The following is a 16,589-nucleotide window of genomic DNA, read 5'->3' on the forward strand; positions in this document are numbered from 1 at the left end:
CGGAGCCTCGCGCTCTTCCCCCTGCGGGGGAAGACGACCGCGAAGCGGTCCGTAGGGGGCAAGTGCTCACCGCACAAACAAAAGGGCCGCCCCGAAGGACGGCCCCTTGTCATGTCAGCGTTCGAAAACCCTCACCCCCGCAGCTTGCGGGTGATCGTCTCCAGGTCCTGGCTCAGGGCCGGGTCCTCGGCGCGCAGGGCCTCGATGCGGCGCACGGCGTGCAGGACGGTGGTGTGGTCGCGGCCGCCGAAGCGCCGGCCGATGTCCGGCAGCGAGCGGGTGGTCAGCTGCTTGGCCAGCCACATGGCCGCCTGGCGCGGACGGGCGATCGCGCGGTTGCGGCGCTCGCTGAGCAGGTCGGCCTGCTTCATCCCGTAGTGCTCGGCCGTGGCCTTCTGGATGTCGTCGATGGTGATGCGCTTCTCGCCGGCCCGCAGGTGCGGACGCAGGATCGCCTGGACCTCGTCCAGGGTCAGGCGCGAGACGCCTTCGCCGGCCCGGGCCGACAGGGTGTTCAGCGCGCCTTCCAGCTCGCGGACGCTGTCGGTGAAGCGGTCGGCCAGGAAGTTCATCACCTCGGTGCGCAGGGTCGGGTCGAAGCCGTGCTGGCGCGACAGCGCCTGCAGCTTGCGCTCCAGGATGCCGATGCGCAGGGCGCGGTCGGCCGGCTCCAGGCCGCAGACCAGGCCGGCCTGCAGGTGCGAGCGCAGGCGCGCGTCCATCTCGGTCATCGCCGCCGGGGCGCGATCCGAGGAGAACACCACCCGGCGGCCGTCCTCGACCAGGGCGGTCAGGGTGTGGAACAGCTCTTCCTGGCTGGACTGCTTGCCGGCGATGAAGTGCACGTCGTCGATGATCAGCAGGTCGGCGCCGCGCAGCTCTTCCTTGAAGGCCGCGGTCTGGCGATCCATCACCGCCCGCACGAAGGTCGACAGGAAGCGCTCGGCGGTCAGGTAGACCACGCGCTTGGTCGGGGCCTGGCGCATGGCCTCCCAGGCCAGGGCGTTCAGCAGGTGGGTCTTGCCGAAGCCGTAGGGGCCGTGGAACAGCACCGGATTGAAGTGGCCGTCGGCCCAGCTCGCCACGCGGCGCGCCACGGCGTGGGCGAATTCGTTGGCCGGACCCGGCACGAAGGTGTCGAAGGTGAAGCGTTCCTGCAGGCCCTGGACGGGCGACGCCTTGGCGCCGGCGGCGGGAGTCAGGGCGGGCACGTCGCTGGACACCGGCAGCACGATCTCGATCGGCTCGGCCTTGGCTTCATAGGACGCGGGCGCGCTCACGGCGCCGCCGGCGGCTTCGAACTCCAGGCGCGACTTCAGGTCCAGGCGACGCGAGGTCGGGTCGTTGGCGGCCCACAGCTCGCTGACGCGACGCCACGCGCTGCGGCGAATCCAGTCGCGCGCGATCCCGGTCGGAGTCACCACCACGACGTCGCCGGCCTGGCCTTCACGCAGGGCGGCGGGCGCGATCCACGAACCGAAGGCGGCGTCACCCAGTTCGCGTTTCAGCACGACGCACACCTTGTTCCAGACGACGCCCGCGGGCTCGCCGGCGACAGTGGAGAACGCAGCCGAAAACTCTTGGGTCACTACCCCGCCTTTGGTCGTCATCGGTCACCGCCTCGATATGTCGTGTCATCCCCGATCGCCGCCCCCCATGGCGCACGACCGCGTCTCAAGCCTTCATTGTCCGGCAGACACAGGGGGTTAATCGGCGAACGCAAGGGTTCCGCCGCCGCCAGTGATCTCCATGGACTGGAAGAGCGTTGAGACGTTCAAATTAGCCAGCGGCCCGGGCCGGTCAAACGGAAAACTTGAGTCCGTCGGCGGATATTTCTGTTGACTCGACAGACGTCCTCGCGGGCCAAGGGAATGCAATTTCAGAGCCCGATGTTCACCCAACGGAATGTCTCGTGGACAATCTGAGCTTTAGAAAAACGCAATAGAAAAAGCCGGCCGAGTTTCCTCGACCGGCTTCTCTAAGTCTTTGATTTCGCTAGCCGAACAGCGTTCGGCGAGAATCTGGATTAGGCAGCGGCCTGATCAAGCTTCTTCAAGCGGGCCGCCAGGCGCGAAACCTTGCGCGAGCCGGTGTTGGGGTGGACGACGCCCTTGGAGACGGCGCGCATCAGTTCCGATTGCGCTTCGATGAACGCGGCCTTGGCGACTTCCTTGTCGCCGGCGGCCAGGGCGTCTTCGAACTTGCGCAGGAAGGTGCGCACGCGCGAGCGGCGAGCGGTGTTCACTTCGGTGCGACGGGCGATCTTGCGGATCGCTTTCTTGGCGCCGGGATTATTGGCCATTAGTTCGGACCTTCAAACGGACAGCCGCGCGGGCGGCCGCGAAGCAGGAGAAATCAAGAGCGCGCGGATATACGGGAACGACCGCCCGGGGTCAATCCACAGACGGGCCATAATCTCGCGCGCCCCTCAAACGGCCGTTCACGACCCCTTGAACGCCGGTTTGCGCTTCTCGACGAAGGCCGCCATGCCTTCCTTCTGGTCGTCGAAGGCGAACAGCGAGTGGAACAGGCGCCGCTCCAGCTGGACGCCCGTGCTCAGGGTCGTCTCGTAGGCGGCGTTGACCAGCTCCTTGTTCATGGCCGTGGCCAGGGGCGACTGGGCGGCGATCTTGGCGGCCACCGCCAGGGCCTCGTCGACCAGGGTGTCGGCCGGGAAGATCCGCGAGACCAGGCCCGCGCGCTCGGCTTCCTCGGCGCCCATCATCCGGCCGGTCAGGATCATGTCCATGGCCTTGGACTTGCCGACCAGGCGGGTCAGGCGCTGGGTGCCGCCGATGCCGGGCGCGACGCCGAGGTTGATCTCGGGCTGGCCGAACTTGGCCGTGTCGGCGGCCAGGATGAAGTCGCACATCATGGCCAGCTCGCAGCCCCCGCCCAGGGCGTAGCCCGCCACCGCGGCGATGATCGGCTTGCGGGTCCCCTCGATGGCGCGGGCGCCGGCGGCGAAGAAGTCGTCCTTGAACATCTGGGCGTAGGACTTGTCGGACATCTCCTTGATGTCGGCGCCGGCCGCGAAGGCCTTGGCCGAGCCGGTGACGACGACGCAGCCCACGGCCTCGTCGGCCTGGGCCGCGGCCAGGGCGGCCGCCAGCTCGGCCAGCAGGGCGGTGTTCAGGGCGTTCAGGGCCTCGGGCCGGTTCAGGCGGATCAGGGTCACGCCGGGCGCGCTCTGCGGCGCTTCCACGATCAGGGTCTGGTACTCGGCCATCGACGGTCTCCTGTTGAGCGCCGCCTTTATAGAGGCGCGCGCGGCGTTGGGGAGCCCTCTTGCCCGGGCGCGGCCGGAGAGATGGCGGAAGCCGGGGATCGAGACGCCTCTATCCCCGCGCCGCACGCTCGCAACGCCTCGCGGAAAAAGCAGCGTCACATCCGCCGCCGCGCTGAAACCTCCCGTAGACTCACAAGCACCTCGTCGCGGGGAAAGGGCGCATGGCCAGCGACCGATGCGGCGGCGGGGGGTGATCGAGCGGGACTGGGCTGGAGGGGGTTACTCCAGCGTGTCCGGGGAGCCTGGCGTTGCAGGCCCCGCCCGCCGTCGGCGTGGCTGGGGATCGGCGTGTGCGTCTTCATGATCCGCGTCCCCCAGCGCCGGGCCCGTCGGAAACGACGGACCCGGTGTCCGGCTAAGCCTCAACAGGGCTGCCTACCGGACGCTGGCGGATAACGAACGCGCGGAGCGGTCGGCTTCGTCGAAACGGTTACAACTCAAAGACCTCCGGACGATGTCCGGCGCTCCGCGTCCCTTTCCACCAGCTCACAGCCATTTGGCGTGAGGCTGAGAGGCCGTGCGTGAAGACCCCCTCAGTCGCTTCGCGACAGCTCCCCCGGAGGGGGAGGTGGCCCGAAGGGCCGGAGGGGGTCCCCGCGCCGAAACCTTAGAAAAGGGCCCTCAAACCTGGCACACCGGACAGAAGAACGTCGACCGTCCCGCCTGGACCTCGCGGGCGATCGTCCCCTTGCAGCCGGGCGTCGGGCAGGGCTGGCCCTCGCGGTCGTAGACCCGGAAGCGGTGCTGGAAATAGCCCAGGGCCCCGTCGGCGGCCGCGAAGTCCTTCAGGGACGAGCCGCCGACCTCGACCGCCTCGGCCAGCACGTCCTTGATCGCCGTGGTCAGGGGACCCAGCCGCTTGCCGGCGATCATCCCGGCCGGCTTGAACGGCGAGATGTGGGCCCGGTGCAGGGCCTCGCACACATAGATATTGCCCAGGCCCGCGACGGTCTTCTGGTCCAGCAGCAGGGTCTTGGGCCCCTGCTTGCGGCCGTTGAAGGCGGCGACCAGGGTTTTGGCGTCGAACGCCTCGCCCAGCGGTTCGGGGCCCATGGTCGCGAACCAGGGGTGGCGGTCCAGCCGGTCGGTGGCGACCAGGTCCATGAAGCCGAAGCGGCGCGGGTCGTAATAGGTGACGGTCGCGCCGGCCTCGGTCTCGAAGACGACGTGGGCATGCTTGTCGTCGGGCGTGACCTGGCGGGCGAAGTCCCCGGGGCGGGTCGTCCCCTCCGGCGCGGCGATCTCGAACCGCCCGGTCATGCCCAGGTGCATCACCAGGGTGTCGCCCCGGTCGAGCGGGGCCAGCAGGTACTTGGCGCGGCGATCCAGCCGCAGGATCTTCGCCCCGGTCAGGCGCTGGACGAAGCCTTCGGGCAGGGGGAAGCGCAGGTCGGGGCGGTTGGCGCGCACGCGGGCCAGGCGCGCGCCGCCCAGCACGGGCTCGAGGCCCCGGCGCACGGTCTCGACTTCGGGCAGTTCGGGCAAGGGGACCTCGGCTGGGAAGGCTTCAAAGGCGGTGGGGGGCGCCAGATATCGGCCATCGCGCGCCCGGTTCCTAGGCCCGGCCCAAGCAAAACCGGTGACGGGCAGGCGCTGACGGTTATAAGAGCCGGACGACACAAGCCGGACGATATCGAGCGAACGCATGACCAGGGCCTCCGCCACCTTCGGATTCAAGGACGTCGACGCCTCGGCCAAGGCCGGGCTGGTGCGCGGGGTGTTCGACCGGGTCGCCAAGAACTACGACCTGATGAACGACGTGATGAGCGGCGGCGTGCACCGGCTCTGGAAGGACGCGGTCGCCGCGCGCCTGAACCCGCAGCCGGGCGAGATCATCATCGACTGCGCCGGCGGCACCGGCGACATGGCCCGCCGCTTCGCCAAGATGGCGCGCCAGGCCCAGGAGCGCCGGGGCGGCCCGGACGCCCTGATCAACATCATCGACTACAACGCCGAGATGATCGGCGCCGGCATCGAGAAGGGCGGCGCGCCCGAGATCACCTGGACCGTCGGCGACGCCCAGCGCCTGCCGCTGCCCGACGCCTATGCCGACGCCTATGTGATCTCGTTCGGCATCCGCAACGTCACCGACATCGACGCGGCCCTGCGCGAGGCGCGGCGGGTGCTGAAGCCCGGCGGCCGGTTCATCTGCCTGGAGTTCTCCAAGCCGACGACCGAGGCCCTGGCGAAGATCTACGACACCTATTCCTTCAAGCTGATCCCGCAGTTCGGCGAGTGGCTGGCCAAGGACCGCGACGCCTACCAGTACCTGGTCGAGAGCATCCGCCGCTTCCCCGACCAGAAGACCTTCGCGCGGATGATGGAGAACGCCGGCTTCAAGCGGGTGACGGTCACCAACTTCACCGGCGGCGTCGCGGCCATGCACCAGGGCTGGGCGCTCTAGGGCGGTCGGGATCGACGGGACCCATGCGCATCGCCATCGCCTCGGACCACGCCGCGATCGCGCTCAAGGCCGATCTGGCCGCGTGGCTGGCGGGCGAAGGCCACGAGGTGGCCGACCTGGGTTCCCAGGACGACGCGCCGGCCGACTATCCCGATTTCGGCTACAGGCTGGCCGAGCAGGTCGCCAGCGGCCGCTCCGAACGCGGCGTCGTCCTGTGCGGCTCCGGCGTCGGCGTCTCCATCGCGGTCAATCGCCATCCGGCCTGCCGCTGCGCCCTGGTCAGCGAGCCGGTGTCCGCGGCGCTCAGCCGCCAGCACAACGACGCCAACGTCCTCGCCCTGGGCGCCCGCCTGGTCGAGCTCGAGACGGCCAAGGCCTGCATCGCGGCCTTCCTCGCGACCGCGTTCGCCGGGGGCCGCCACGGGCCGCGCGTCGAGAAGCTGGGCGCGCCGCCGTTTTCCCTCGACCCGCGCTGATCGAGCGGCGGCGAACGCACGCTCGTCGAGAACCGTCGGCGGACCTTCGCGTTCAGACCCGCATGCCCCGGTCCATCACCATCGGCTATGGCGACAGGTCCGGCTACGACCGGACGCCGAAGGCCGTGCGGGACGCGGCCCACGCGGCCGACGCCGAACAGGTGCGCGAAGGCGACGTCATGGGCATGGCCGGCGCGCCCGTGCAGGTGCGCAACCCCGACGCCGCCGGGGTGGAGGTGACGGCGGGTCCGTTCCTGTCCGCCGCCCTGCCCATCGCCGGCTTCGCCCTGATCGAGGCGCCGGACCTGGACGCCGCCATCGCGATCGCGGCCCGCAGCCCCTGCGCGGTGGCGCAGGGCGTCGTCGAGGTCTGGCCGCTCGACCCGGCGCCGGACGCCAAGGGCTAGGCGCTCGGGGCGGGGGTGGATCGCCGGCCCCATCCCGGGCAGTCTTCCGGCATGACACCCCTGTCCTTCCGGCATCTCAATCCCGACTGGAACGCCGATCCCAATGCGCCGAGCCTGCAGTCCACGGTCGCCGGCGACGCCCTGGAGCTCCGCTTCCTCCTGAACGCCCAGGCCCACGAGGCGGAAGACGGGGAAACGGCGACGCTCCGGTTCGAGGGCTGCTGTCGCTGGCGCTGGGACGCGACGAACGATCATGCGTGGTTCGCCGGCCAAGGTCGGTTCAGCGGCCAGGCCCCCAGCTGGGGCGAATTCTACGAGATCACGCCGGTCGAGCCGCGCGCCGATGCCCTGGACTGGGAAATCATCGCTCCCGACACGTCGGAGGCGCGACACTTCCTCTTCTATTTTCGCGACGAAACCATCGAATGCGTCGCCGCGGGTTGGTCGCTCCAGCGATCCGCGCCGGGCTCCGCCAAAGCCGAAAGCGGTCTCCAGCGCCGCTTTTCGTGGTTCGCGCCGGGCCGGTGGCGAAAGCGGCCTTGACCGGAGCGCGCGGAGCGGGCTTTCAGGCCGGGACATGAGATCCATCCCGCCTTCGCCCCGCCGCCTGTCGATCGAGACCTCCGCCGCATGAGCCGGGTCGCCGCGTCTCTGCGCCTGATCGCCGCCGGCTGGGCCCTGATCCGGGCCGACGCCCTGGTCCCGCGCGAGTTGGAGCCCATCCTGCCGCCGTCGGCGCGCCTGGTCGGGCGGGCCTCGCGGCTGTTCGCGGGCGGCGCGGCGCGCAAGGGCCGGCCGGGCGAGCGTCTGGCGCGGGTGCTGGAGCGCCAGGGGCCGGCTGCGATCAAGATGGGCCAGTTCCTGTCGACCCGGGCCGACATCTTCGGGACCGCCTTCGCCGAGGACCTGTCGCACCTGAAGGACCGCCTGCCGGCCTTCCCGCTGGACGTGGCCAAGGCCGAGATCGCCCGGGGCCTGGGCCGGCCGGTCGACACCCTGTTCGCCGACTTCGAGCCCTCGATCGCCGCCGCCTCCCTGGCCCAGGCCCACGCGGCGACCCTGGCGGACGGGACGAAGGTGGCCGTGAAGGTCCTGCGGCCGGGCGTCGAACGCCAGGTCGCCCAGGACACCGCCGCCCTGCGCCTGGCCGCCGCCGTGGCCGAGCGCCTGGTCCCGGCCAGCCGCCGGCTGCGGCCCCGCGAGTTCGTCGAGGTGGTGATCCGGGCCCTGGACCTGGAGCTGGACCTGCGCTTCGAGGCCGCCGGCTGCGCCGAGCTGGGCGAGGCCATGAAGGCCGATCCCTACATGCGCGCGCCGGATGTCGTCTGGGACGGCGTCGGCAAGCGGTTCCTGACCCTGACCTGGGCCGCGGGCCTGCCGCTGTCGGACGCCGCCGCCCTGGAACAGCCGGGCCTGGACCGCAAGGCCCTGGCCGAGGCCGTCACCCGGGGCTTCCTGGCCCAGGCCCTGGACCACGGCCTGTTCCACGCCGACCTGCACGAGGGCAACCTGTTCGTCAGCGCGCCCGCTTCGATCGTCGCGGTCGACTACGGCATCCTTGGCCGCCTGGGTCCCGCCGAACGCAAGTACCTGGCCGAGATCCTGTACGGCTTCCTCAACCGCGACTATCCGCGCGTGGCGGCCATCCATTTCGACGCCGGCTACGTGCCCGCCCACCAGGACCGCGACGCCTTCGCCCAGGCCCTGCGGGCGGTGGGCGAGCCGGTGTTCGGCCGCGACGCCAGCGACGTGTCGATGGGCAGGCTGCTGGCCCAGCTGTTCGAGATCACCGCCCTGTTCGACATGGCCCTGCGCCCCGAGCTGGTGCTGCTGCAGAAGACCATGGTCACGGTCGAGGGCGTGGCCCGCCGCATCGACCCGACCCACGACCTATGGGCCGCCGCCGACCCGGTGGTGCGCCGCTGGATCGCCCGCGAACTGTCGCCCGCCGCCAAGGTCCGCGAGTTCGCCGACGAGGCCGCCCGGGCGATCAGGGCCCTGGCCCGCCTGGCCGAGACGCCGCCCGCCCCGGCGGTCGCCGTGGTCGAACCCCGTCCGGCCCGACCGCTGCTGTGGTTCCTGGCCGGGGCCGCGGTGGCGAGCCTGGCGTTCGCGGCGGGCGTCTGGCTGGGCTAGGGCCGGGTCACCTTGCCTACTCGCCGACGCCCTACCGCACGCCTAGCCGACGCCATAGCCCCTCACCCTCCCCCGCTTCGCGCGGGTCCCTCCCTCTCCCTCTGGGAGAGGGCGTCAACGCCAAGCGCCCAGGGGCGGCCCCGCACCGCCCCTGGGTCCCGATCGCCGCCGGGCCGACCGGGTGGCGGGGAAGACGCGCCAGGCGCCGCCCTCCCCTTGCGCCTCCCCCAAGGCGCGCCTGAGCGATGGCGATGACTTAGCTGTCGCTGGGGCCGGACGTCCGGTCGCGCGCGGCGGCGGTCCGTCGGGTCTGGTTGGACTTCTGCGTGGCCCAGTAGGCCGCGCCGTCGTCGGGCTTGAACATGGTGCGCGGCGCCCCGGCCTTGGTGACCACCGCGAAGACATTGCCCTTCGGGTCGTAGATCAGGGTGTCGCCGTTCGCCCGTTGCAGGGTCTCCGCCCCCGCCGGCGGATGGCTGACGAAGGCGTGGGTCTTGCGGACATAGTCGTCGACATCGGCGGCGGCGAAGTCGGCGCCGTAGCGCTCGAAGCCGCGCTGGGCGTTCTCCTCCGCCGTCCGCGTGCGGTTGGCGGCCCACATCGGCTTGCCCGCCACCTTGCGGACCGGGGCGTCGCGCGGGTCCGGCCGGGTGGACCCGCTTTCATAGGCTCCGCTATTGAAGGACGGCGCGTCGCGGTCGGACGCGGGTTCGGCCGCCGAGGCGACGCCGCCCCCCTTGGGCGCCTTCACCGCCGAAGCGCCGCCGTCGCAGGCCGCGAGCGCCAGGGCGAGGCCCGCGGCCGCCAGGGCGGAAAACCAGGACGCGCACCGTACCGTCATGATCGATCTCCGAGCTTTTCCTCTACTTTGACGATTAAGAACGAAGACGGAACGGATGTCGAGTCCCTGTTAAGGTTTTTGCGCGAGGGGGCTTACGCTGAGCGCCGCGTCGCTCTATGCGCCTGAGGGCGAGACGCCCGGAGGCCGATGACATGACCGAGAAGCGCGTTCTTCTGATCGTCGGCGGCGGCGTCGCCGCCTACAAGGCGCTGGAGCTGACGCGCCTGCTGCGCAAAGCCGGCGTCGGCGTGCGGCCGATCCTGACCAAGGCTGGCGCCGAGTTCGTCACCGCCCTCTCCCTGTCGGCCCTGGCCGAGGACAAGGTCTACAGCGATCTGTTCTCGCTGACCGACGAGGCCGAGATGGGCCATATCGAGCTGTCGCGCTCGGCCGACCTGGTGGTGGTGGCCCCCGCGACGGCCGACCTGATCGCCAAGTGCGCCAACGGCCTGGCCGGCGACCTGGCGTCCACCACCCTGCTGGCCACCGACAAGCCGGTGCTGATGGCCCCCGCCATGAACGTGCGGATGTGGCTGCACCCCGCCACCCAGCGCAACATCGAGACCCTGAAGACGGACGGCGTGCTGTTCGTCGGGCCCGACGAGGGCGCCATGGCCTGCGGCGAGTTCGGTCCGGGCCGCCTGGCCGAGCCCCCGGTGATCTTCGAAGCGATCATGGCCGCCCTCGAAGGGCCGGCCGCGAAGCCGCTGGTCGGCAAGCACGCCCTGGTCACCGCCGGCCCCACCTTCGAGCCGATCGACCCGGTGCGCGGCATCACCAACCGCTCCAGCGGCCGGCAGGGCTACGCCATCGCCGGCGCCCTGGCCAAGCTGGGCGCGCGGGTCACCCTGGTCAGCGGACCGGTGTCCCTGCCCACGCCCCTGGGCGTCGACCGGGTCGACGTCGAGACCGCCCGCGACATGCTGGCCGCCTGCCAGGCCGCCCTGCCCGCCGATGTCGGCGTCTTCGTGGCCGCCGTCGCCGACTGGCGCATCGACGAGGTCTTCGGGACCAAGCTGAAGAAGGACAAGGGCGGGCCGCCGGCCCTGACCTTCGTCGAGAACCCCGACATCCTGGCCACCCTGGCCGCGTCTGGCCCCAAGCGGCCGAAACTGGTGGTCGGCTTCGCGGCCGAGACCAACGACGTCGAGGCCCACGCCCGCGCCAAGCTGGCGCGCAAGGGCTGCGACTGGATCATCGCCAACGACGTCACCGAGCCCGGCGTGATGGGCGGCGACGAGAACGCCGTCCTGCTGATCTCCAAGGACAAGACCGAACGCTGGACGCGGGCCGCCAAGGACTCCGTGGCCCACGACCTCGCCCAACGCATAGCCCAATACCTCTAGAAACGAGCCTTTCATGACCGCACCGCACATCCCCGTCGTCCAGCTGGCCCACGCGCAGGGCCTGCCCCTGCCCGCTTACGAGACCAACGGCGCGGCCGGCATGGACCTGCGGGCGGCCGTGGACGAGGACGCGCCCCTGGTGCTGAAGCCGGGCTCGCGCTTCATGGTGCCCACGGGCCTGGCCTTCGCCGTGCCGCTGGGCTTCGAGGCCCAGGTGCGGCCGCGCTCGGGCCTGGCCGCCAAGAACGGCGTCACCTGCCTGAACACCCCCGGCACCATCGACAGCGACTATCGCGGCGAGGTGAAGGTGATCCTGATCAATCTGGGCGAGGAGGACTTCACCATCCGCCGCGGCGACCGCATCGCCCAGCTGGTGATCGCCCCCGTGGTCCAGGCCTCGTGGAGCCTGACGACCAGCCTGGACGAGACGGCGCGCGGCGCGGGCGGCTTCGGCTCGACCGGCGGACGCTAGGCCGAACAGGGCGAGAACGGGGAACGCGATGGCCGGACCGGAGGAGATCGAAGTCACCGCCGAGCTGGTCTACGAGGACCCCGAGCGGGCCCTGGCCTGGCTGGAGGCCGCCTTCGGGTTCCAGACCCGGATGGTCGTGCGGGACGACGCCCAGCGGGTGGTGTTCGCCGAGATCGGCTTCGGCGAAACCGTCGTCGCCGTCGGGCCGGAGCGGCCATGGCTGCGCAGCCCCAGGACGGTCGGCGCCGCCACCCAGGGCGTGCGGTTCAGGATCCTGCAGGACGTCGACGCCCACTGCGCCCGGGCGCGGGCGGCGGGCGCGACGATCCTGCGGGAGCCCGAGACGTTCTTCTTCGGCGACCGCAGCTACGACGCGGCCGATCACGAGGGTCATGCCTGGTCGTTCAACCAGCGGATCGCCGAGGCGGCCGGGCCGCCGCCGCCCGGCTGGACCACGCGCTTCCCCAAGTCCGCCGGCTGAGGTCGGTCGAGAGGCGCGTTCAGCCCGCGTGCAGGGCGGGCGACATCATCAGGTAGCCGCCGAAGCCGGCCGCGAAGGCGGCGGCCGCCAGCCACAGGACGGGGCGGAACATCGACAAGGGGCCGCGATCGTGCGTCGGGGCGTTCATGGGCGCTTCCTCGATGACGGGCGGAGCGAACGGCTCCGTCCCTGGAAATACGCGCGCGCGGCTCCCCCGGTTGCGCCGGCGCCCGAAGATTAAGAGGTGATTCGCCCTCCGCGAGAAAGGGCGGTGAAGACACGCTCCGGCAACGCCGATAGCGACCGCGGCGCCACAGGCTGACGCGGCTTCGAACTTTCGCGCCGGGTCCGGTTGATTTTTGGACGGGTGCGTCCATTTATCCCTTGCCCGGGACGAAGCGCCGATATATCGCCCCGGCCAATCAAGTTGTTTTCAGGATCATCACGTCCATGGCCGTCGCGTCGAAGAAGAAGCTTGTTCCCCTGATCGTGGGCGGTGTCGCCCTGACCGCCCTGGTCGTGGGCGGCGGACTGTGGTTCGTCGACAAGCAGCGCTACGAGAGCACCGACAACGCCTTCGTCCAGGCCGACACCGTGCAGGTCAGCCCGCAGGTTTCCGGCTACGTGGCGGAGGTCCTGGTGGCCGATAACCAGCGGGTCGAGGCCGGCCAGGTGGTCGCGCGCATCGATCCGGCCCCGCTGCAAGCCAAGCTGGACCAGGCCATCGCCAACGCCCAGGCCCTGGAAGCCGCCATCAAGGGCGTCGACGACAAGGCCGCCCTGGAGCAGGCGATGATCGCCCAGCGCGCCGCCGGCGTCGCCAGCGCCCAGGCCGACCAGGGCCGCGCCAAGGCCGACCTGATCCGTTACGACGCCCTGGCCAAGCAGGGCTGGGTCTCGACCCAGAAGGTCCAGACCACCCAGGCCAGCGCCGCCCAGTCGGCCGCCGCCGTCCAGAGCGCCCAGGCCGCCCTCGAAGCCGAACGCCGCGCGGCGGAGTCGCTGGGCTCGGCCCGCGCCCAGACCGTGGCCCAGGCCGCCGCGGCCCGCGCCGCCGTCGAACAGGCCCGCATCGACCTGGACCGCACCGTGATCCGCGCGCCCGCCGCCGGCGTGGTCGGCGCCCGCAGCGTCCGCCCCGGCCAGCTGGTGCAGCCCGGCGTGGCCCTGATGTCGATCGTCCCGGTCGGTCAGGGCTATGTCGTCGCCAATTTCAAGGAAACCCAGGTGGCCCGCCTGCGCGTCGGCCAGCCGGTCGAGATCAAGGCCGACGCCTTCGGCAAGACGGTGATCCACGGCAAGCTGGACAGCTTCGCCCCGGCCACCGGCCAGGAGTTCGCCCTGATCCCGGTCGAGAACGCCGTGGGCAACTTCACCAAGATCACCCAGCGCCTGCCGGTGAAGATCATCGTCGAGAAGTCGGAGCTGGGCTCGGCCCTGCGCCCCGGCCTGTCGGTCGACGTCAAGGTCGACGTGCGCGACCGCTCGGGTCCGACCTTCGCCCAGGCCGGCCTGCCGGACGCGGGCCAGTACGCCCAGAAGGACCAGACGGGAGGCCAGGCGCGCTAAGGCGCCCTGGCCAAAGACCGTAGCAGGATCGCCGCCATGGCCGACGCCGCCCTCCCCGCCGGAACCCAGACCGCAGCCCCGCCCAAGCCGGCGGCGGCGCCTGAAGTCGACTGGGGCAAGCTGTTCCTCGGCTTCGGGGCCATGGTCATCGGCCAGTTCATGGCCATCCTCGACATCCAGATCGTGGCGGCCTCGCTGCCGCAGATCCAGGCCGGGGTCGGCGCCAGCGCCGACCAGGTCAGCTGGATCCAGACCGCCTACCTGATCCCCGAGGTCGTGATGATCCCGCTGTCGGGATATCTGTCGCGGCTGTGGGGCACCCAGCGCGTCTACCTGATCTCGTGCACCGGCTTCATCGTCATGAGCGTGCTGACGGGCCTTTCCTCGTCGATCGACATGATGATCCTGACGCGGGCCCTGCAGGGCTTCATCGGCGGGGCGATGATCCCGACGGTGTTCGCCGTGGCCTTCACCGCCTTCCCGCCCGAGCGGCGGGTGACGGCCAGCGTGATCATGGGCCTGATCGTCACCCTGGCCCCGACCGTCGGCCCCACCCTGGGCGGCCACCTGACCGAGTGGCTCAGCTGGCGCTGGCTGTTCTTCATCAACGTGCCGACCGGGCTGATCGTGCTGTTCGGCGTGGCCCGCTGGGGCCAGTTCGACAAGGGCGACCCCAGCCTGGCCAAGGGCTTCGACTGGTTCGGCCTGGCGGTCATGGCCGTCTTCCTGATGAGCATGCAGTTCGTGCTGGAGGAAGGCTCCAAGGACGGCTGGTTCGAGGACAGCGGCATCCTGGCCCTGACCGTGACGGCCGTGGTGACCGGCGCGGTCTTCATCTGGCGCTCGCTCAGCTACCGCAACCCGATCGTCGAGCTGCGGGCCTTCGCCAACCGCAACTTCAGCATCGGCGTGGCCATGACGGCCGTGTCCGGGGCCAGCCTGTTCGGCGGCACCTTCCTGCTGCCGCAGTTCCTGGGCCGGGTGCGCCACTACTCCGCGTCGGAAGTCGGCACCACCATGGTGGTCTCGGGCCTGTCGATGTTCGCCACCGGCCCGATCGCCGGCCGCCTGGTCCGCCAGATGGACCCGCGCGTGCCGATGTTCATCGGCTTCATGCTGGCCGGCTTCGGCATGTACATGGCCCACGGCGTGACCAAGGACTGGGGCTTCTGGCAGTTCGCCGGGGTCCAGGCCTGCCGCGGCGTCGGCGTGATGATCGCCATGATCGCCACCCAGCAGGTGACGATGAGCACCCTGCCGCCCAGCATGGTCAAGAACGCCTCGGGCCTGGTGAACCTGTCGCGCAACACCGGCGGGGCGGTGGGCCTGGCCCTGCTGGCCACGACCATCACCAACCAGACGGCGCTCTACTACATGGGCCTGTCGGACCAGGTCGGCCAAGGCAGCAATGCGGCCGGGATGATGGCGGGCCTGGCCGCGCGCATGCAGCAACTGGGCGTGGCCGATCCCGACGGCGCGGCGCGCAAGGCGATCAGCGGCATGCTGAGCCAGCAGGCCACGGTGCTGGCCTTCGGCGACAGCTTCACCCTGCTGGCCTACGGCTGCTTCCTGGCGGCCATCGTCTCGCTGCTGGCCAAGCCGGCCAAGAACGCCCCTCCCCCGCCCTCGGACGCCCACTGATGCCCAGAGTCGCCGGACAGATTGACGTCGCCAAGACCGAAGCCATCCTCGACGCCGCCGTCGAGGTGATCGGCCAGCGCGGCCTGGGCGCGCCCATGGAGGCGATCGCCAAGCGGGCGGGCGTGTCCAAGCAGACCGTCTACAACCACTACGGCTCCAAGGCCGAGCTGATGCGGGCCCTGATGCACCGCCGCGTGGAGTCGATCACCGCCCCGCTTCGCGACCCCGGCGCCGTGGACAATCCCACCGAGACCCTGGAGGCCTACGCCCTCTCGCTGCTGGACACGGTGATCACCAACAAGAGCTATTCGATGATGCGGGTGGTCATGCTGGGCGCGGGCGAGATGCCCGACGTGGCCCAGGAGGTCTACGAGGCCGGCCCCCTCAGCGCCCGCCGCCAGCTGGCCGCCTTCCTCAAGGCCGAGACCGAGCTGGGCCGGATGAAGGTCGAGGACTTCGAGCAGGCCGCCGAGCTGTTCTCCGGCATGGTCATGGGCCAGGCCCAGATGCGCTCGCTGCTGCGCCTGCCGTCCGACAAGACGCCGGACGACTATCGTCGCCTGGCCCGGGAAGCCGCCGAGCGGTTCATGAAGGCCTACGCCGTCTAGAAGAAAGGCCCCCGCCGGAGAAGCGAGGGCCTTTTTCGTATCCTAGGCTTCGGCCTCGTCGGGCATGCCCATCATGTGGAAGCCCGCGTCGACGTGGACCACCTCGCCGGTGGTCGAGCGGCCCAGGTCCGAGGCCAGCCACAGGGCGGCGCCGGCGACGCCTTCCATCGAGGTGTCTTCCTTCATCGCCGAGAACGCCCGGCCCTGGGCGATCATGCCGCGACCGCCCGAGATGCCGGCCAGGGCCAGGGTGCGCATGGCGCCGGCCGAGATGGCGTTGCAGCGGATGCCCTTGGGACCCAGGTCGCGGGCGATGTAGCGGGTCGAGGCCTCGAGCGCCGCCTTGGCCACGCCCATGGTGTTGTAGTTCGGGATGGTCCGCTCCGACCCCAGATAGGTCATGGTGATCAGCGAGCCGCCGTTCGGCATGATCTTGCTGGCGCGCTTGGCCACGTCCACGAAGCTGAAGGCCGAGATGTTCATGGCCAGCAGGAAACCCTCGCGGGTGGTGTTGTCCACGAACGAGCCCTTCAGCTCGTTCTTGTTGGCGAAGGCCACCGAGTGGACGACGAAGTCGATCGTGCCAAACACCTTCTCGATTTCGGCGAAGGCGGCGTCCATCGAGGCGTCGTCGGTGACGTCGGCCGGGATCATCGTCTTGACGCCGATGCTCTCGGCCAGCGGGCGCACGCGGCGCTCCAGCTCTTCGCCCTGGTAGGTGAAGGCCATCTCGGCGCCCTGGGCGGCCAGTTGGCTGGCGATGCCCCAGGCGATCGAATTGTGGTTGGCCACGCCCATGACGAGGCCCTTCTTGCCCCGCATCAGCTCGCCCTTGGGGAATGCGTAATCGTCGGCCATTGGTCGGCTCTCCTAGAATTCGTGAGCGCTAGCTAGCAGGAGGTTTCCTCCTGGGAAACCT

18 protein-coding genes are annotated in these 16,589 nt (G+C 70.5%); 11 read left to right on the forward strand and 7 right to left on the reverse strand.

Annotated elements, in window-relative coordinates; translation table 11 throughout:
• Nucleotides 1-131: 131 nt before the first annotated feature.
• The 4 genes from dnaA to mutM all read right to left on the reverse strand — a co-directional run bounded on the left by dnaA (nucleotide 132) and on the right by mutM (nucleotide 4,774).
• Nucleotides 132-1,610: a chromosomal replication initiator protein DnaA gene (gene dnaA / locus WAE60_RS07145; protein WP_337685562.1), complete on the reverse strand. Its 1,479-nt coding sequence runs from the start codon at nucleotides 1,608-1,610 to the stop codon at nucleotides 132-134.
• A 416-nt stretch (nucleotides 1,611-2,026) separates the two neighbouring features.
• The gene (gene rpsT, locus WAE60_RS07150; RefSeq protein WP_029910201.1) at nucleotides 2,027-2,302 is read right to left on the reverse strand and encodes a 30S ribosomal protein S20; all 276 of its coding nucleotides are present in this window, start codon (nucleotides 2,300-2,302) and stop codon (nucleotides 2,027-2,029) included.
• A gap of 138 nt (nucleotides 2,303-2,440) precedes the next feature.
• The gene (locus tag WAE60_RS07155) at nucleotides 2,441-3,229 is read right to left on the reverse strand and encodes an enoyl-CoA hydratase (protein WP_337685563.1); all 789 of its coding nucleotides are present in this window, start codon (nucleotides 3,227-3,229) and stop codon (nucleotides 2,441-2,443) included.
• Between the two features lie 681 nt (nucleotides 3,230-3,910).
• Nucleotides 3,911-4,774, reverse strand: a complete 864-nt coding sequence (gene mutM, locus WAE60_RS07160) for a bifunctional DNA-formamidopyrimidine glycosylase/DNA-(apurinic or apyrimidinic site) lyase (RefSeq protein ID WP_029910195.1) — start codon at nucleotides 4,772-4,774, stop codon at nucleotides 3,911-3,913.
• Between the two features lie 160 nt (nucleotides 4,775-4,934).
• Between mutM and WAE60_RS07165 the strand changes: the two genes are divergently transcribed.
• From WAE60_RS07165 to ubiB, 5 genes are all read left to right on the forward strand, one after another.
• Entirely contained in the window at nucleotides 4,935-5,693 is a 759-nt protein-coding gene (locus WAE60_RS07165) for a class I SAM-dependent methyltransferase (RefSeq protein WP_337685564.1), read from the forward strand.
• 23 nt (nucleotides 5,694-5,716) lie between these two features.
• Nucleotides 5,717-6,169: a ribose 5-phosphate isomerase B gene (rpiB, locus tag WAE60_RS07170; RefSeq protein ID WP_337685565.1), complete on the forward strand. Its 453-nt coding sequence runs from the start codon at nucleotides 5,717-5,719 to the stop codon at nucleotides 6,167-6,169.
• A gap of 62 nt (nucleotides 6,170-6,231) precedes the next feature.
• Entirely contained in the window at nucleotides 6,232-6,576 is a 345-nt protein-coding gene (locus WAE60_RS07175) for a YciI family protein (protein ID WP_337685567.1), read from the forward strand.
• Nucleotides 6,577-6,627: 51 nt separating this feature from the next.
• On the forward strand, nucleotides 6,628-7,119 hold the full coding sequence (locus WAE60_RS07180) for a hypothetical protein (RefSeq protein WP_337685568.1): 492 nt from the start codon (nucleotides 6,628-6,630) through the stop codon (nucleotides 7,117-7,119).
• Nucleotides 7,120-7,206: 87 nt separating this feature from the next.
• Nucleotides 7,207-8,712 carry a 2-polyprenylphenol 6-hydroxylase gene (gene ubiB, locus WAE60_RS07185; RefSeq protein WP_337685569.1) on the forward strand — a complete coding sequence of 502 codons (1,506 nt, stop codon included), beginning with the start codon at nucleotides 7,207-7,209 and terminating at the stop codon, nucleotides 8,710-8,712.
• 256 nt (nucleotides 8,713-8,968) lie between these two features.
• Here the strand turns inward: ubiB and WAE60_RS07190 are convergent, their stop codons facing one another.
• Nucleotides 8,969-9,553 (reverse strand): hypothetical protein, encoded by a 585-nt coding sequence (locus tag WAE60_RS07190; RefSeq protein WP_337685570.1) that lies wholly within the window; start codon nucleotides 9,551-9,553, stop codon nucleotides 8,969-8,971.
• A 152-nt stretch (nucleotides 9,554-9,705) separates the two neighbouring features.
• Here WAE60_RS07190 and coaBC point away from each other — a divergent pair, with 152 nt between their 5' ends.
• From coaBC to WAE60_RS07205, 3 genes are read left to right on the forward strand one after another with little or no spacing between them, the layout of a single operon-like run.
• Nucleotides 9,706-10,899 carry a bifunctional phosphopantothenoylcysteine decarboxylase/phosphopantothenate--cysteine ligase CoaBC gene (gene coaBC, locus WAE60_RS07195; protein WP_337685571.1) on the forward strand — a complete coding sequence of 398 codons (1,194 nt, stop codon included), beginning with the start codon at nucleotides 9,706-9,708 and terminating at the stop codon, nucleotides 10,897-10,899.
• 13 nt (nucleotides 10,900-10,912) lie between these two features.
• On the forward strand, nucleotides 10,913-11,371 hold the full coding sequence (gene dut, locus WAE60_RS07200; RefSeq protein ID WP_337685573.1) for a dUTP diphosphatase: 459 nt from the start codon (nucleotides 10,913-10,915) through the stop codon (nucleotides 11,369-11,371).
• A 28-nt stretch (nucleotides 11,372-11,399) separates the two neighbouring features.
• Nucleotides 11,400-11,852: a VOC family protein gene (locus WAE60_RS07205; protein ID WP_337685574.1), complete on the forward strand. Its 453-nt coding sequence runs from the start codon at nucleotides 11,400-11,402 to the stop codon at nucleotides 11,850-11,852.
• Between the two features lie 19 nt (nucleotides 11,853-11,871).
• Here WAE60_RS07205 and WAE60_RS07210 read toward each other — a convergent pair whose 3' ends face one another.
• Entirely contained in the window at nucleotides 11,872-12,000 is a 129-nt protein-coding gene (locus WAE60_RS07210) for a hypothetical protein (RefSeq protein ID WP_231499424.1), read from the reverse strand.
• 302 nt (nucleotides 12,001-12,302) lie between these two features.
• Between WAE60_RS07210 and WAE60_RS07215 the strand changes: the two genes are divergently transcribed.
• The 3 genes from WAE60_RS07215 to WAE60_RS07225 are packed head-to-tail and all read left to right on the forward strand — an operon-like array spanning nucleotide 12,303 to nucleotide 15,670.
• Nucleotides 12,303-13,421, forward strand: a complete 1,119-nt coding sequence (locus tag WAE60_RS07215; RefSeq protein ID WP_029910170.1) for an HlyD family secretion protein — start codon at nucleotides 12,303-12,305, stop codon at nucleotides 13,419-13,421.
• A gap of 36 nt (nucleotides 13,422-13,457) precedes the next feature.
• Complete coding sequence (locus WAE60_RS07220; RefSeq protein WP_029910168.1) at nucleotides 13,458-15,062, forward strand: DHA2 family efflux MFS transporter permease subunit; 1,605 nt, start codon at nucleotides 13,458-13,460, stop codon at nucleotides 15,060-15,062.
• Nucleotides 15,062-15,670, forward strand: coding sequence for a TetR/AcrR family transcriptional regulator (locus tag WAE60_RS07225; RefSeq protein WP_029910164.1), 609 nt, complete (start codon nucleotides 15,062-15,064; stop codon nucleotides 15,668-15,670). The genes WAE60_RS07220 and WAE60_RS07225 overlap by 1 nt, the downstream gene beginning before the upstream one ends.
• A gap of 42 nt (nucleotides 15,671-15,712) precedes the next feature.
• Here the strand turns inward: WAE60_RS07225 and WAE60_RS07230 are convergent, their stop codons facing one another.
• Entirely contained in the window at nucleotides 15,713-16,528 is an 816-nt protein-coding gene (locus WAE60_RS07230) for an enoyl-ACP reductase (RefSeq protein WP_029910162.1), read from the reverse strand.
• Nucleotides 16,529-16,589: the final 61 nt, after the last annotated feature.

Origin of the sequence: Caulobacter sp. CCG-8 (genome assembly GCF_037402475.1) — a bacterium.
Lineage (GTDB): Bacteria > Pseudomonadota > Alphaproteobacteria > Caulobacterales > Caulobacteraceae > Caulobacter.

What these genes read in the sequence shown, in the direction of transcription:
- dnaA (WP_337685562.1), bottom strand. Translation starts at nt 1,610, where the DNA reads ATGACGACCAAAGGCGGGGTAGTGACCCAAGAGTTTTCGGCTGCGTTC.
- rpsT (WP_029910201.1), bottom strand. Translation starts at nt 2,302, where the DNA reads ATGGCCAATAATCCCGGCGCCAAGAAAGCGATCCGCAAGATCGCCCGT.
- WAE60_RS07155 (WP_337685563.1), bottom strand. Translation starts at nt 3,229, where the DNA reads ATGGCCGAGTACCAGACCCTGATCGTGGAAGCGCCGCAGAGCGCGCCC.
- WAE60_RS07165 (WP_337685564.1), top strand. Translation starts at nt 4,935, where the DNA reads ATGACCAGGGCCTCCGCCACCTTCGGATTCAAGGACGTCGACGCCTCG.
- rpiB (WP_337685565.1), top strand. Translation starts at nt 5,717, where the DNA reads ATGCGCATCGCCATCGCCTCGGACCACGCCGCGATCGCGCTCAAGGCC.
- WAE60_RS07175 (WP_337685567.1), top strand. Translation starts at nt 6,232, where the DNA reads ATGCCCCGGTCCATCACCATCGGCTATGGCGACAGGTCCGGCTACGAC.
- WAE60_RS07180 (WP_337685568.1), top strand. Translation starts at nt 6,628, where the DNA reads ATGACACCCCTGTCCTTCCGGCATCTCAATCCCGACTGGAACGCCGAT.
- ubiB (WP_337685569.1), top strand. Translation starts at nt 7,207, where the DNA reads ATGAGCCGGGTCGCCGCGTCTCTGCGCCTGATCGCCGCCGGCTGGGCC.
- WAE60_RS07190 (WP_337685570.1), bottom strand. Translation starts at nt 9,553, where the DNA reads ATGACGGTACGGTGCGCGTCCTGGTTTTCCGCCCTGGCGGCCGCGGGC.
- coaBC (WP_337685571.1), top strand. Translation starts at nt 9,706, where the DNA reads ATGACCGAGAAGCGCGTTCTTCTGATCGTCGGCGGCGGCGTCGCCGCC.
- dut (WP_337685573.1), top strand. Translation starts at nt 10,913, where the DNA reads ATGACCGCACCGCACATCCCCGTCGTCCAGCTGGCCCACGCGCAGGGC.
- WAE60_RS07205 (WP_337685574.1), top strand. Translation starts at nt 11,400, where the DNA reads ATGGCCGGACCGGAGGAGATCGAAGTCACCGCCGAGCTGGTCTACGAG.
- WAE60_RS07210 (WP_231499424.1), bottom strand. Translation starts at nt 12,000, where the DNA reads ATGAACGCCCCGACGCACGATCGCGGCCCCTTGTCGATGTTCCGCCCC.
- WAE60_RS07215 (WP_029910170.1), top strand. Translation starts at nt 12,303, where the DNA reads ATGGCCGTCGCGTCGAAGAAGAAGCTTGTTCCCCTGATCGTGGGCGGT.
- WAE60_RS07220 (WP_029910168.1), top strand. Translation starts at nt 13,458, where the DNA reads ATGGCCGACGCCGCCCTCCCCGCCGGAACCCAGACCGCAGCCCCGCCC.
- WAE60_RS07225 (WP_029910164.1), top strand. Translation starts at nt 15,062, where the DNA reads ATGCCCAGAGTCGCCGGACAGATTGACGTCGCCAAGACCGAAGCCATC.
- WAE60_RS07230 (WP_029910162.1), bottom strand. Translation starts at nt 16,528, where the DNA reads ATGGCCGACGATTACGCATTCCCCAAGGGCGAGCTGATGCGGGGCAAG.